11 protein-coding genes are annotated in these 14625 nt (G+C 70.6%); 7 read left to right on the top strand and 4 right to left on the bottom strand.

Translation table 11 applies throughout. From position 1 onward, the window contains the following. The first annotated feature begins 227 nt into the window (after positions 1-227). The 7 genes from ACQF4J_RS23715 (at position 228) to ACQF4J_RS23685 (ending at position 6877) form a co-directional block, all read left to right on the top strand. Positions 228-1070 carry a M24 family metallopeptidase gene (locus ACQF4J_RS23715; RefSeq protein WP_351802250.1) on the top strand — a complete coding sequence of 281 codons (843 nt, stop codon included), beginning with the start codon at positions 228-230 and terminating at the stop codon, positions 1068-1070. After that, the gene (locus tag ACQF4J_RS23710) at positions 1067-2827 is read left to right on the top strand and encodes an SDR family oxidoreductase (RefSeq protein ID WP_351802252.1); all 1761 of its coding nucleotides are present in this window, start codon (positions 1067-1069) and stop codon (positions 2825-2827) included. The genes ACQF4J_RS23715 and ACQF4J_RS23710 overlap by 4 nt, the downstream gene beginning before the upstream one ends. Positions 2828-2882: 55 nt before the next feature. Next, positions 2883-3821, top strand: a complete 939-nt coding sequence (locus ACQF4J_RS23705) for a MerR family transcriptional regulator (protein WP_427166770.1) — start codon at positions 2883-2885, stop codon at positions 3819-3821. 123 nt (positions 3822-3944) lie between these two features. Continuing rightward, the gene (locus ACQF4J_RS23700; protein ID WP_351563378.1) at positions 3945-4493 is read left to right on the top strand and encodes an RNA 2'-phosphotransferase; all 549 of its coding nucleotides are present in this window, start codon (positions 3945-3947) and stop codon (positions 4491-4493) included. Between the two features lie 19 nt (positions 4494-4512). Continuing rightward, positions 4513-4959, top strand: a complete 447-nt coding sequence (locus ACQF4J_RS23695; protein ID WP_351563376.1) for a hypothetical protein — start codon at positions 4513-4515, stop codon at positions 4957-4959. Positions 4960-5010: 51 nt separating this feature from the next. Next, on the top strand, positions 5011-5913 hold the full coding sequence (locus ACQF4J_RS23690) for an LLM class flavin-dependent oxidoreductase (RefSeq protein WP_351563374.1): 903 nt from the start codon (positions 5011-5013) through the stop codon (positions 5911-5913). A 76-nt stretch (positions 5914-5989) separates the two neighbouring features. Then, on the top strand, positions 5990-6877 hold the full coding sequence (locus ACQF4J_RS23685; protein WP_351563372.1) for an HAD hydrolase family protein: 888 nt from the start codon (positions 5990-5992) through the stop codon (positions 6875-6877). A gap of 54 nt (positions 6878-6931) precedes the next feature. Here the strand turns inward: ACQF4J_RS23685 and cydD are convergent, their stop codons facing one another. From cydD to hisC, 4 genes are all read right to left on the bottom strand, one after another. Further along, a complete protein-coding gene (cydD, locus tag ACQF4J_RS23680; protein WP_427166769.1) occupies positions 6932-10426 on the bottom strand; it encodes a thiol reductant ABC exporter subunit CydD in 3495 nt (1164 codons plus the stop codon). A 59-nt stretch (positions 10427-10485) separates the two neighbouring features. Further along, positions 10486-11490, bottom strand: coding sequence for a cytochrome d ubiquinol oxidase subunit II (gene cydB, locus ACQF4J_RS23675; protein WP_351802256.1), 1005 nt, complete (start codon positions 11488-11490; stop codon positions 10486-10488). A gap of 18 nt (positions 11491-11508) precedes the next feature. Continuing rightward, positions 11509-13017, bottom strand: coding sequence for a cytochrome ubiquinol oxidase subunit I (locus ACQF4J_RS23670; RefSeq protein WP_351563366.1), 1509 nt, complete (start codon positions 13015-13017; stop codon positions 11509-11511). A 417-nt stretch (positions 13018-13434) separates the two neighbouring features. Further along, the gene (gene hisC, locus ACQF4J_RS23665) at positions 13435-14514 is read right to left on the bottom strand and encodes a histidinol-phosphate transaminase (protein ID WP_427166768.1); all 1080 of its coding nucleotides are present in this window, start codon (positions 14512-14514) and stop codon (positions 13435-13437) included. Positions 14515-14625: the final 111 nt, after the last annotated feature.

Genomic DNA, 14625 nt, shown 5'->3' with positions numbered 1-14625 from the left:
ACGTGGGCCACGGACTACGTCAGACCGCAGAGCTGTCTTCGCCTCAGCCTCCAGACGTACGGGACCGTAGGGGAACCCCCTACCTGAGAGCTACCCACAGTGACAAGCCACGCGGAGTTGTCCACAGGCCAGAGCCCGCCTATTGACCCGGACTCTAACAACTGTCACATTCGCCAGTGTCAAGTTACGGGCACGTACCGCAACGGCGGACAAGGGTGGGCGGTGGCATGACGACGGCATTGGCAGGTGAACTCTCCGCACGGCTGCGCGGGTTCAGGCAGGTGCAGCGCCTCGCCTACGAGTGCGCGGAGGCGGTCGCCGCCCAGCTGCGACCGGGGGTGACCGAACGCGAGGCGGCCCGCATGCAGCGGGAACGGCTGCGCGAGCGAGGCGTGCGGGACTGGTTCCATCTCCCCTTCGCCTGGTTCGGGGACCGCACCGCCTTCGTGCACTTCCGCGTCCCGCTCCAGTTCTTCCCGACCGACCGCCGTCTGGAGCCGGGAATGCCCTTCATCCTCGACATGGCCCCCGTGTACGAGGGCTGCACCGCGGACATCGGCTACTCCGGCTCACTCGGCGCCAACCCGGTGCAGGACAGGCTCATCGCCGACCTGGAGGCGCACCGCGAGCTGATCCTGCGAGAGGTGCGCGAGCGACGCCCGCTGCGGGCGATCTACGAGGACGTGGACCGCCTCATGGTCCGGCAGGGATACGCCAACCGGCACCGCGCCTATCCCTTCGGGGTCATCGCCCACAAGGTGGACCGGGTGAGGCAACGCCGCTTCGCACCCCACCTGTTCGGGTTCGGCGCACAGTCCCTGAAAGGACTCGCGAGCGACGCGCTGCACGGCCACCGCGAGGGCTGGTCCCCGCTGTGGTCGCCGTACCGCTTCTCGGACCACCCGCCGCAGCCGGGTCTGTGGGCGGTCGAACCCCACCTCGGATTCCGGGGCACGGGCGCGAAGTTCGAGGAGATCCTCGTGGTCACCGACTCCAGCGACCCCGAGGAGAGCGCCTTCTGGCTGGACGACGATCTGCCGCACGTGCGGCGCTGGGCCGAGGAGAAGTGACAGTGCTGAAGGATGCGCGCGAGCGCCGGGTACGGACCGGCGGGATCGAGCTGTGCGTCGCCGAGCTGGGCGACGCCGGACAGCCCACGGTGGTGCTGGTGCACGGCTACCCGGACAGCAAGGAGGTGTGGTCCGAGGTCGCCGGCCGGCTCGCGGAGCACTTCCACGTCGTCCTGTACGACGTCCGTGGACACGGCCGGTCGACGGCCCCGAAGCCCTTGCGCGGCGGCTTCACCCTGGAGAAGCTCACGGACGACTTCCTGGCCGTGATCGACGCGGTCAGCCCCGACCGGCCCGTGCACCTCGTCGGGCACGACTGGGGTTCGGTGCAGTCCTGGGAGTTCGTCACCGTGCCACGCACCGAGGGCCGCATCGCCTCCTTCACCTCCATGTCCGGACCCTGCCTGGACCACTTCGGCCACTGGATCGACCAGCGCGTGAGAAAGCCCACCCCGCGCCGCGTCGGCCAGCTCCTCGGCCAGGGCGCCAAGTCCTGGTACGTGTACGCCCTGCACACTCCCGTGCTGCCCGAGCTGGCCTGGCGCGGCCCCCTCGGCAAGCACTGGCCGCGCATACTGCAGCGCGTCGAGAAGATCCCCGGCGGCGACTACCCGACCTCCTCGCTCCCCAGCGACGCGGCACACGGGGCGTGGCTGTACCGCGACAACGTCCGCGCCCGGCTGCGCCGTCCGCGCCCCGACGCACACGCACACGCGCCCGTGCAGCTCATCACGCCCCTCGACGACGCCTTCCTCTCCGAGCGGCTCTACGACGACCTGGACCGCTGGGTCCCGCGGCTCACCCGCCGCACCCTCCCGGCCAAGCACTGGATACCCCGCACCCGGCCCGACCAACTGTCCGCCTGGATCACCGAGTTCGTACGGTCGGCCGAGAGCGGGAGGCCCGAGCCGGTGAAGCCCACCGGCAAGTACGCCGACCGCTTCGGCGGGCAGCTCGTCCTGGTCACCGGCGCCGGCAGCGGCATCGGACGGGCCACCGCGTTCGCCTTCGCCGAGGCCGGAGCGCGCGTGATCGCCGTCGACCGCGACGCCGAGGCCGCCGTCCGCACCGCCGAGCTGTCCCGCCTGATCGGTGCCCCCGAGGCCTGGGCGGAAACCACCGACGTCTCCGACGAGCAGGCCATGGAGAAACTCGCCGACAAGGTCGCCACCCAGTACGGCGTGCTCGACGTACTGGTCAACAACGCCGGTATCGGCCTGGGCGGTTCCTTCCTCGACACCACCCCTGAGGACTGGAAGAAGGTCCTCGACGTCAACCTGTGGGGCGTCATCCACGGCTGCCGGCTCTTCGGCAGGCAGATGGCCGAGCGCGGACAGGGCGGCCACATCGTCAACACCGCCTCCGCGGCGGCTTACCTGCCCTCCAAGGCGCTGCCCGCCTACAGCACCTCCAAGGCGGCCGTGCTCATGCTCAGCGAGTGCCTGCGCGCCGAACTCGCCGGCCAGGGGATCGGTGTGAGCGCGATCTGCCCCGGCTTCGTCAACACCAACATCACCTCGACCGCGCGCTTCGCGGGCGTGGACGCCGAGGAGGAGAAGCGGCGGCAGAAGCGGACGGCACGGCTGTACGGCCTGCGCAACTACCCGCCGGAGAAGGTCGCCGACGCGATCCTGCGCGCGGTCGTACGCAACCAGGCGGTCGTACCGGTCACTCCCGAGGCCCGCGGCGCCCACCTCATGTCCCGGTTCACCCCGCGCGCGCTGCGGGCGATCGCACGACTGGAACCCCCGCTGTGAGCGGCGCCGGCCACTCCCGCGGGTTCTCCTCGCAGCGGCCCCCCAAGGCGGCCGCGTGAGCGGCGCGGCCGTCTACCGGATCGAGGACCTGGCGCACGTCAGCGGCGCCAGCGTCCGCACCATCCGCGCCTACCAGGACCGCGGCCTGCTCCCCCGCCCCGAGCGCCGCGGCCGCGCCAACCTCTACTCCGACGCCCATCTGGCCCGCCTGCGCCAGATCGCCGACCTTCTCGACCGCGGCTACGGCCTGGCCTCCATCAAGGAGCTGCTGGAGGCATGGGACGCCGGCCGAGGCCTGGGCGGGGTGCTCGGGCTGGTCGCCGAGGTGGACGGTCCCTGGACCGACGAGGAGGCGGTACGGATCTCGCGCGCCGAACTCGACGAGCGGTTCGGCGGCTCACCCGACGACGAGGCCGTCGCCGACGCCGTGGAGCTCGGAGTGCTGGAGCCGGTGCCCGGCGACGTCGACTGCTTCCTCGTTCCGAGCCCCCAAGGGCTGGCCGTGGCAGTCGAGTTGCACGGTGCCGGGGTACCACTGTCCGCGATCACCGAGCAGCTGCGGGAGTTGAGGGGGCAGGTCGAGCACATCGCCGCCCGTTTCCTGGAGTTCACCACCGAGCACGTCTTCGCACGCTACCTCCAGGGACCGCACCGTCCGACCGACGCGGACGCGGCTGAAGCGGCCTCGCTCGTACGGCGCCTGCGGCCCCTGGCGCAGCAGACGGTGGACGCCGAACTTGCCCGTGCCATGCGGCTGTCGGCGGTGCGGCAGCTGCGCCTGCAGCTGGGCGCGGGGGAGACGCCGGAGACACGGCCGGTGTCACGCTCCGTGGCCCTGCCGGAGGAGACGATCCGGGCCGTGGAAAGGCTGGTTGGAGCTGGCCGGGTCGCGGAGTTCGTGGCGTTGGCGGCTGAACGGGAGGTGCGGGCAAGGGAGTTGGACGCGCTCACGTCAAGGGGTAAGCCTCCTGGTGATCTTGACGAACAGGGCTGAAGTGTCAGGGAGTTGTCCACAGAATCGCCAAGTAGCCTGTGGATAACTACAGTTGGTTGTGGATCAAACCTCGGTGCGAAAAATTGTCTGCGTGATCCGCGTCTCTCCCGTCATCCTGAGCGGATGGACGAAAGACGCACCGTGAAGGTGTCGAAGTACCTCTCGAAACACCTGCGCCACCAGCCCGAGAGGATCGGGCTGACCCTCGACGAGGCGGGCTGGGTCGAGATCGACGTACTGATCGCCGCGGCCGCCGCCCACGGCTTCCGCTTCACCCGCGAGGAACTGGACCACGTCGTCGCGCACAACGACAAGAAGCGTTTCGCCGTCGAGGGCACCCGGATCCGCGCCAGCCAGGGACACAGCGTCGACATCGACCTCGGACTGGCCCCCGCGACCCCGCCGCCGTACCTCTACCACGGCACCGTGGCCCGCAACCTGGACGCGATCCGCGCCGAAGGGCTGCGCGCGATGAACCGGCACGACGTCCACCTCTCGCCCGACCGAGAGACGGCGACCCGCGTGGGCGCCCGCCGCGGCCGGCCCGTCGTGCTGTCCGTGGACGCGGGCGCCATGCACCGCGACGGCCATGTCTTCCACGTCAGCGAGAACGGAGTGTGGCTGACGCGAGCCGTACCAGCGCGGTACCTGCGCTTCCCCGAACCCCACTGACCCCTGCATGATCAGAGGTATGGACCACTTCCCGAGCACCGAGACCGCCGTCACCGCCCTGCGCGCCCTCGCCACGGAGTACGGCCGCGAGATCGAGGTCAGCCACGACATCGGCGCCGACGCGACCTCCCGCCGCAGCGCCGCGGGCGTCGGCGTCACCACCGACCCGGACGGCTCCCTGCCGCACGAGGCCTACTGCGAGTTCGGCGGTCTTCCCCGGGTCAGCGTCCGGCTCTACCCGGACGACGACGCGCTGATCACCGTGGAGGGCGTCGAGTGCCCGGACGTCGCCCGCGACGACGTACCCGCCTTCCTCCGCTCCCTCTTCGAGGACCGTGCCTTCGTCAAGGCCCGCCGGTTTCCGCCCGGCTACTTCCTGATCGTGCCGCTGCCGCAGGACCGCACCCACCGCGAGTACATGCCGATGCTCACCCTCACCCCCTGGCTCAGCGGCCGCGTGCGATGACAGGCCGTGACCGTTTCACGTGAAACGGCTCGCGCCGCATACGCTCGGTTCATGAGTCTGCGTCTGAGCACCGTGATCCTCCCCTACCGCCGCTGGCACGAGGGCGGCCGTTCGGCATGGCAGCGGGCGGAGCAACTCGGCTTCCACACCGCCTACACCTACGACCACCTGTCCTGGCGGAGCTTCCGGGACGGCCCATGGTTCGGCGCCCTGCCGACACTGACCGCGGCCGCCTCCGTGACCGACCGGATGCGCCTGGGCACGCTGGTGACCTCACCGAACTTCCGGCATCCGGTGACCCTCGCGAAGGAGCTGATCTCCCTCGACGACATCTCGGGCGGCCGCGTCACGCTCGGCATCGGCGCCGGCGGCACCGGCTTCGACGCCACCGCGCTCGGCCAGGAACCCTGGACGCCGCGCGAGCGGGCCGACCGGCTCGCCGAGTTCGTGCCGCTGCTGGACCGTCTGCTGACCGAGGACGCGGTGTCGTACGAAGGGGACTACTACTCGGCGCACGAGGCACGCAACATCCCCGGGTGCGTGCAGCGCCCCCGGCTGCCCTTCGCGGTGGCCGCGACCGGGCCGCGCGGACTGAGGCTCGCGGCCCGCCACGGACAGGCGTGGGTGACCACCGGGGACCCCCGGCTGTACGAGAACGGCACTCCCGAACAGTCGGTTCAGGCCATTCGCGGACAGGCCGAGAAACTGGCCGACGCCTGCGCCGAGATCGGCCGGGACGTGGCCGGAATGGACCGGGTCCTGCTCACCGGGTTCACCCCCGACCGCGCCCGACCGCTGCAGTCGCTGGAAGCGTTCGTGGACTTCGCCGGCCGCCACCGTGAACTGGGCTTCACGGAGATCGTGATCCACTGGCCCGTCCCGGACTCGGACTTCGCCGCCGACGAGAAGGTCTTCGAGCAGATCGCCATGGAGGCCTCAAGCCGCCTCGGCTGAGCCGACAGGGTGTGACGGTGCAGGTGAGGACGGTAACCACTCACCTGCGCGGACTCCCGCACGGCCGTGCAGGCATATGCGGGAGAATGGGCGGGTGACCTCAGCGACTCGACAGCCCGAGACCCCGGCCGCAGCAGTCCCGCCCCGGCTCATAGCCACCGATCTCGACGGCACTCTGCTGCGGGACGACAAGTCGGTCTCCCCACGCACGGTCGCCGCCCTCGCCGCCGCCGAGGAGGCGGGCGTCGAGGTCTTCTTCGTCACCGGCCGCCCGGCCCGCTGGATGGACGTCGTCAGCGACCACGTCCACGGCCACGGCCTGGCGATCTGCGGTAACGGCGCCGCCGTGGTCGACCTGCACGGCGGCCCCGGCGCCCACCGCTTCGTGAAGGTGCGGGACTTGGCACGGGAGAACGCGCTGGACGCCGTACGACTGCTGCGCGAGGCGGCGCCCGGCACGGTGTACGCGATCGAGCAGACCTACGGCTTCCACCAGGAACCGGACTATCCCAAGCTGCACATGGAGATCCCGGACGAGCTCGCGCCCGCCGAGGACCTGCTCGCGCCGGACGGCCCCGGTGCCGCCGAGCCCGTGCTGAAGATCCTCGCCTATCACCCCACGCTCGACCCCGACGGCTTCCTGACCACCGCCCGCCTCGCCATCGGCGACCGCGCGAACGTCACCCGGTCCAGCCCCAGCGCCCTGCTGGAGATCAGCGGTCCCGGCGTCTCCAAGGCCAGCACGCTCGCCCTGTGCTGCGCCGAGCGCGGCATCTCCCCCGAGGAGGTCGTCGCCTTCGGTGACATGCCGAACGACGTCGAGATGCTGACCTGGGCGGGCCAGTCGTACGCCATGGGCAACGCCCACCCGGACGTCATCGCCGCCGCCTCGGGCCGCACGGTCGCCAACAACGACGACGGCGTGGCCGTCGTGATCGAGCGGATGCTGGCACAGCGGTCCTGACCCGAACCCGCCCGACGGAACGTTTCGCTGCGGCTGGGGCCAAAACCCGCCGCTCTACGCCGTCCCCACCAGCGACTCCGCCTCGGCCTCCCGGCGCACCATGTCCCGCAACGGCCCCGCCACCACGGCCAGCTGCGCGTACGCCCCGCGCTGCACCACACGGCCCGCGTCCAGGACGACGACCTCGTCGACCGCTTCCAGCCCGGCCAGGCGGTGGGTGATGAGCAGCGTCGTACGGCCCTCGGTGGCGGCCAGCAGATCGGCGGTGAGCGCGTCCGCGGTCGCCAGGTCGAGATGCTCGGCCGGCTCGTCGAGCACCAGCACCGGGAAGTCGGCGAGCAACGCCCGCGCCAGTGCCAGCCGCTGCCGCTGGCCGCCGGACAGCCGCGCCCCGTGCTCGCCGACGAGCGTGTCGAGACCGTCGGGCAGGCTGTCCGCCCAGTCGAGCAGCCGCGCCCGCCGCAGCGCGTCACGCAACTCGCTCTCGGTGGCGTCCTTCTTCGCCAGCAGCAGGTTCTCGCGCACCGAACTGTCGAAGAGGTGCGCGTCCTGGGCGCACAGCCCCACCAGCCGTCGTACGTCGTCGCCGTCGAGCGCGTACGCGTCCACGCCGGCCAGCGTGTACGAACCCGAACCCGCGTCCAGGAACCTCAGCAGCACCTGTGCCAGCGTCGTCTTGCCGGAACCGGACGGACCGACCACGGCGATCCTGCGGCCCTGGTCGAGGTTGAGGTCGAGGCCGGCGAGCGCGTCCCGATCCTGCCCCGCGTGCCGGGCCGTCAGACCCCGGACGGCCAGGGGGAACGGGGTGGCGGGCGCCTGCCGGGGCAGCTCCGGCTCCCGCACCGGCTCGGGCGCGTCCAGCACCTCGTACACGCGCTCCGCGCTGCGGCGAACCCGCTGCCGGTACTGCACGGCCAGCGGCAGCCCGAGGACGGCCTCGAAGGCGGCCAGCGGGGTGAGGACCACGACCGCCATCGCCACGCCGTTCAGCCTGCCGTCCGCGACGCCCTGGGCGCCCGCGAGGGCGGCGGCGGCGACCGTCAGACCCGAGAACAGCGCGGTAAGTCCGTCGCCGAGCGCGGTGGCGGTGGCGGCCCGCGAGGCGATCCCGGTGAGGACGCCGTCGGCCCGTCGCGCCTCGGCGGTACGGGCGGGCAGGGCGCCGGCGACGGTCAGTTCCGCGGTGCCGGTGAGCAGGTCGGTCACGCGCGTCGCCAACTCCCCCCGGGCGGGGGCCAGCCGACGCTCGGCCCGGCGGGCCACGGCGCCGGTGACCAACGGGACGCCGACGCCGGCCGCCACCAGGCCGGCGGCGAGCGCCGCACCGGCCTCGGGCAGCAGCCACGCCGTGAAGCCGACCGAGGCGGCCGACACGAGCGCGGCGGCACCGGCGGGCAGCAGCCAGCGCAGCCAGTAGTCCTGCAAGGCGTCCACGTCGGCGACGAGCCGCGAGAGCAGGTCGCCGCGGCGGGTGCGGCGCAGTCCCGCGGGAGCCAGCCGCTCCAGCCGCCGGTAGACGGCGACCCTGGTGTCGGCCAGCATGCGCAGCACCGCGTCGTGCGACACCAGCCGCTCGGCGTAGCGGAAGACGGCCCGCCCGATGCCGAAGGCCCGCGTCGCCGTCACGGCCACCATCAGGTACAGCACCGGCGGCTGCTGCGAGGCCCGCGAGATCAGCCATCCGGAGGTGGCCATCAGGCCGACGGCGCTGCCGAGGGCCAGAGCGCCGAGCAGCAGAGCGAGGGCGAGACGGCTGCGGCGGGGGCCGGACATGGCGCGGACCCGGGCGAGGACGCTGCCGGGGGTACGAGTGGACTCGGTGTCGGCGGGTTCGTCCGGGGCCGTCCCGGGCGCCGCGGCCGCCTGCTCGGCTCGCGGGGCCACGGACACCCGCTCCTCGACGGCGGCGGGCGCGGCCGGCTCCTCCAGGCGCACCACCCGGTCCGCCACTCCCAGCAGGGCGGGGCGGTGCACGACGAGCAGCACGGTGCGTCCCACGGCCAGCCGCCGTACCGCCTCCACGACCTCGGCTTCGGTCGCCCCGTCCAGCGCGGCCGTCGGCTCGTCGAGAAGCAGCACGGGCCGGTCCGCCAGGAACGCCCGGGCCAGTGCGAGCCGCTGCCGCTGGCCCGCGGAGAGACCTGCGCCGTCCTCACCGAGCACGGTCTCGGCCCCGTCGGGCAGCGCGTCCACGAACCGAAGCGCGCCGGCGTCTCCCAGCGCCCGGCGCACCGCGGCGTCGTCGGCCTCGGGTCGGGCCAGCCGTACGTTCTCGGCGATCGTTCCCGCGAACAGGTGCGGCCGCTGCGGCACCCACGCGACCTGCGACCGCCACTGCTCCAGGTCGGCGTCCGCGAGATCCACGCCGTCGATCCGCACCCGGCCCTCGGTCACCGGTACGAAACCCAGCAGCACGTGCAGCAGGGTCGACTTGCCCGCGCCGCTCGGGCCGACGAGCGCCACCGTCTCCCCGGGCTCGACGGCGAAGGACACGTCCGACACGGCGTTCTCGGCTCGCTCCGGGTACCGGACCGTCAGCCCTTCGAAGGCGATGCGCCCCGCCGGCACGGCCGCCGTACCGGCGGTCGGCACGGGGGCCTCCAGGACGGCGAAGATCTCCTCGGCCGCCGCCAGCCCCTCCGCCGCCGCGTGGTACTGCGCGCCCACCTGCCGCAACGGCAGATACGCCTCGGGCGCGAGCACCAGGATGACGAGCCCGATGTACAGGTCCATCTCGCCGTGGACCAGCCGCATACCGATCGTCACGGCGACCAGCGCCACCGAGAGGGTGGAGAGCAGCTCCAGCGCGAAGGACGAGATGAAGGCGATCCGCAGCGTCCGCATGGTCGCCTGCCGGTACTCGCCGGTGATGCGCTTGATCGACTCGGCCTGCGCCTTGGCCCGTCCGAACACCTTCAGCGTCGGCAGCCCGGCCACCACGTCCAGGAAGTGTCCGGACAGCCGCGACAGCAGCCGCCATTGACGGTCCATGCGCGACTGGGTGGCCCAGCCGATCAAGATCATGAAGACCGGGATGAGCGGCAGGGTCCCCACGATGATCGCCGCGGAGACCCAGTCCTCGGTGACGATCCGGGCCAGCACGGCCACGGGCACGACGATCGCGAGGCCCAACTGCGGCAGGTAGCGGGAGAAGTAGTCGTCGAGGGCGTCGACCCCGCGCGTGGCCAGGGCAACCAGCGATCCGGTCCGCTGCCCGCTCAGCCAACCGGGTCCCAGCGCGACGGCCCGCTCCAGCAACCGTCCCCGCAGTTCCGACTTCACGGCGGCGCTCGCCCGGTGGGCGGCGAGTTCGGTGAGCCAGGAGACCAGTGCGCGGCCGCCCGCCACGGCCACCAACAGCAGCAGGGGAGTGCGCAGTTCACCGACCGACAGACCGTGCTGGAACGCACCGACCACCGTCTCGGCGATGAGCATCGCCTGAGCGATGACCAGCGCCGCTCCGACGGCGCCCAGGCCGACGACTGCCACCATGAACAGCCGGGTGGCACGGGCGTACCGGAGCAGACGCGGGTCTATCGGTTTCACGTGAAACACACTCTCTTCTCAAGGGGCACGTTTCACGTGAAACATGCCCCAAACCGGAATCAGTGCGCGGCCTCTGCGATGTGCTGCGTGCCGATCCGCTTGCGGAACACCCAGTAGGTCCAGCCCTGGTAGAGCAGCACGATCGGCGTGGCGACGGCCGCGCACCAGGTCATGATCTTCAGGGTGTAGGGGCTCGACGAGGCGTTGGTGACCGTCAGGCTCCAGTCCCCGTTGAGCGACGACGGCATGACGTTCGGGAAGAGCGACAGGAAGAGCATCGCCACCGCCGCCACGATCGTGACCCCGGACAGCGCGAACGACCATCCCTCGCGCCCGGCCTGGTTCGCCGCGAGCGCCCCGACCAGGGCGGCCACGGCCACGATCAGCGCGACCAGGCTCTTGCCGTCACCGCTGTCGACCTGCGTCCACAGCAGGAAGACCAGCGCCGCCGCGGCGGTGACGAGACCGACCTGCAGGGCCAGCTTCCGCGCCCGCTCCCTGATGTCGCCGACCGTCTTGAGCGCCGTGAACACCGCTCCGTGGAAGGTGAACAGCGTCAGGGTGACGACGCCGCCGAGAAGGGCGTACGGGTTGAGCAGGTCCCAGAAGGTGCCGACGTACTCGAAGTTCTTGTCGATCTTCACGCCTCGCACGATGTTGCCGAAGGCCACACCCCACAGGAACGAGGGGATCAGCGAGGACCAGAAGATCGCGTTCTCCCAGTTGCGCTGCCAGTTCTCCTCGGGCCGCTTCGCGCGGTACTCGAAGGCGACACCCCGCACGATCAGGCAGACCAGGATGATCAGCAGCGGCAGGTAGAAGCCCGAGAAGAGCGTGGCGTACCACTCTGGGAAGGCGGCGAAGGTCGCACCGCCCGCGGTGAGCAGCCACACCTCGTTGCCGTCCCAGACCGGGCCGATCGTGTTGATCAGCACCCGCTTCTCGGAGCGGTCCCGGGCGAGCAGCTTGGTGAGGATGCCGACCCCGAAGTCGAAGCCCTCCAGGAAGAAGTAGCCGGTCCACAGGACGGCGATGAGGACGAACCAGACGTCATGAAGTTGCATGTCTCGATCTCCCTGGGCCTAGTACGAGAAGGCCATCGGCTTGTCGGCGTCACGGGAGTCGCCGCCGATCTTCGTGGGCGGGTTGAGGTCGGCCTCCGTGAGCTCGGGCGGCCCGGCCTTGACGTACTTGGCGAGCAGCTTGACCTCGATGACGGCGAGGACGGCGTACAGGAGGGTGAGGACGATCATGGAGGTGAGGACCTCTCCCTGGCCGACGCCGGGCGAGACCGCGCTGCGCGTCTGCAGGACACCGAAGACGACCCACGGCTGCCGGCCCATCTCGGTGAAGATCCAGCCCCAGGAGTTGGCGATCAGCGGGAAGCCGAGCGTCCAGATGGCCAGCAGCCAGTACAGCTTGCCGAGCTTGGGGCTGAGCGCCTTGTTCCTGAACAGGACCAGATGCGGCACCTCGTCCTCACCGACCCTGAGGTGCTGCGGCAGCATGAACTTCTTGCGGGTCAGCCACAGCCCGGCCACGCCGATGGCGAAGGACGCCATACCGAAGCCGATCATCCAGCGGAAGCCCCAGTAGGTGACAGGGATGACGGGGCGGTAGTCGCCCGGCCCGTACTTCTGCTGCTCGGCCTTGTTGACGTCGTTGATGCCGGGGACGTGCGAGCTGAAGTTGTCGTTGGCGAGGAAGGACAGCAGGCCAGGAATCTCTATGGCCACCTTGTTGTGACCCTTGTCGACGTCACCGACCGCGAAGATCGAGAACGGCGCGGAGTCCTGACCGTCCCAGAGCGCCTCCGCAGCGGCCATCTTCATCGGCTGCTGCTTGAACATGACCTTGCCGAGGGTGTCACCGCTGATCGCGGTGAGCAGGCCCGCGATGACGACCGTGACCAGGCCGAGCCGCAGTGAGGTCTTCATCACGGAGACGTGCCGCTTGCGGAAGAGGTGCCATGCGGCGATGCCGACCATGAACGCCCCGCCGGTCAGGAACGCCGCGGACAGCGTGTGGAAGACCTGGCTGAGCGCGGTGTTCTGGGTCAGCACGGCCCAGAAGTCGGTGAGCTCCGCCCGGCCCTTGGCCTTGTTGATCCGGTAGCCGACGGGGTGCTGCATCCACGAGTTGGCCGCGAGGATGAAGTACGCCGACAGGATCGTGCCGATCGAGACCATCCAGATACAGGCCAGATGGAGCCTCTTCGGCAGCTTGTCCCAGCCGAAGATCCACAGACCGATGAAGGTCGACTCGAAGAAGAAGGCGATCAGCGCCTCGAAGGCGAGCGGGGCACCGAAGATGTCACCGACGAACCGCGAGTAGTCGGACCAGTTCATGCCGAACTGGAACTCCTGCACGATGCCGGTGACCACACCCATCGCGATGTTGATCAGGAAGAGCTTGCCCCAGAACTTCGTCGCCCTGAGGTACTTCTCCTTGTCTGTGCGCACCCACGCGGTCTGCAGGCCGGCCGTCAGGGCGGCCAGCGAGATCGTCAGCGGGACGAACAGGAAGTGGTAGACGGTGGTGATGCCGAACTGCCATCGCGCCAGTGTCTCCGGCGCCAAAGCCAAATCCACGTCGCAGTCTCCTTACATCGCCGTGGTAGCGGCAGTTTGCCCCTTATGTCACACACATCAGCGGAGCAACCGGGACACGCTTGTGAACGCGTTCACATTCACAAGAAGATTATGACGCACTGAGTATCGAAGCTCGAAAGGGGGTCCCGCTTGGGCCATGAGGGCGGGCGACCTGGGCCATGAGGGTGCGCGGAAGGGGCCATCAGGGGATGGCATCAGGGCCACGCGGCACCCTGCCCGCGACCGGTTCACCGTGCCGGTGACAGGGGGCGCACTGCGCCGTGGCATCGCGGTTTCACGTGGAACCGAGGCCGGACAGGCCGTGGACCCAGGGGCCCACGCCTGTCGGCAACTGTACGAGACGGCGGCACCGTACGTCAGGAAACGGTGGTCGAGCCAAAGCCCGACCGACCGGCACTACAGCTCCTTGCGGAAGTTTTCGGCCACCTTCAGGAAGATGTCGTTCGCCTCGGTCTCCCCGACGGTCACCCGCACCCCCTCGCCGGGGAACGGCCGGACCACCACACCGTGCTGCTCACAGGCCTGCGCGAACGCGACGGTGTGCTCCCCCAGGCGCAGCCACACGAAGTTGGCCTGGGTCTCGGGCACCGTCCAGCCCTGGGCCCGCAGCCCGTCGACCACGCGCGTGCGCTCGCAGACCAGCGAGCCGACCCGGCCCAGCAGTTCGTCCTCGGCGCGCAGCGACGCGATCGCCGCCTCCTGCGCGAGCTGGCTCACCCCGAAGGGCACCGCGGTCTTGCGCAGCGCCGCCGCCACCGGCTCGTGGGCGATCGCGAAGCCGACGCGCAGCCCCGCGAGGCCGTACGCCTTGGAGAAGGTGCGCAGCACGCAGACGTTCGGCCGGTTCCGGTACAGCTCCACGCCGTCCGGCACCTCGGGGTCTCGGATGAACTCGCGGTACGCCTCGTCCAGGACCACCAGCACATCGCCCGGCACCCGGTCGAGGAATCGTTCCAGCTCCGACCGGCGCACGACGGTTCCGGTCGGGTTGTTGGGGTTGCAGACGAAGACGAGGCGGGTGCGGTCGGTGATGGCGTCCGCCATGGCGTCCAGGTCGTGCACGTCACCGGCCGTCAGCGGAACCTGCACGGACCTCGCGCCGCTGATCTGGGTGATGATCGGGTACGCCTCGAAGGACCGCCAGGCGTAGATGACCTCGTCGCCCGGGCCCGAGGTCGCCTGGATGAGCTGCTGGGCGACGCCGACGGAACCGGTGCCCGTGGCCAGGTGGGAGAGCGGGACGCCGAAGCGGTCGGAGAGCTCGTTCATCAGGCCCGTACAGGCCATGTCGGGGTAGCGGTTGAACGTCGAGACGGCGGCCGTCACCGTCTCCAGCACTCCCGGCAGCGGCGGATAGGGGTTCTCGTTGGAGGACAGCTTGTAGGCCACCGGACCACCGGCCGCGGCGGGCTTGCCCGGCTTGTAGGTGGGGATCCCCGCCAGCTCGGCTCGCAGCTTGGGGCTCGTCTCGCTCACCGCAGTCCTCCTCGCGACCACCGGCGGCCCGTCCGCGCCGCCGGCTTCCAATACTCCTCACCTTATGAGGATTCGCCGCCGCTGCGTACTGGTCAGGACCGACCTCATCCG

Source organism: Streptomyces sp. C1-1 (assembly GCF_050214755.1).
Taxonomy (GTDB): Bacteria; Actinomycetota; Actinomycetes; order Streptomycetales; family Streptomycetaceae; genus Streptomyces.
The sequence above is the reverse complement of the archived record's forward strand: the minus strand, read 5'-3'. Positions and strand labels throughout refer to the sequence as shown.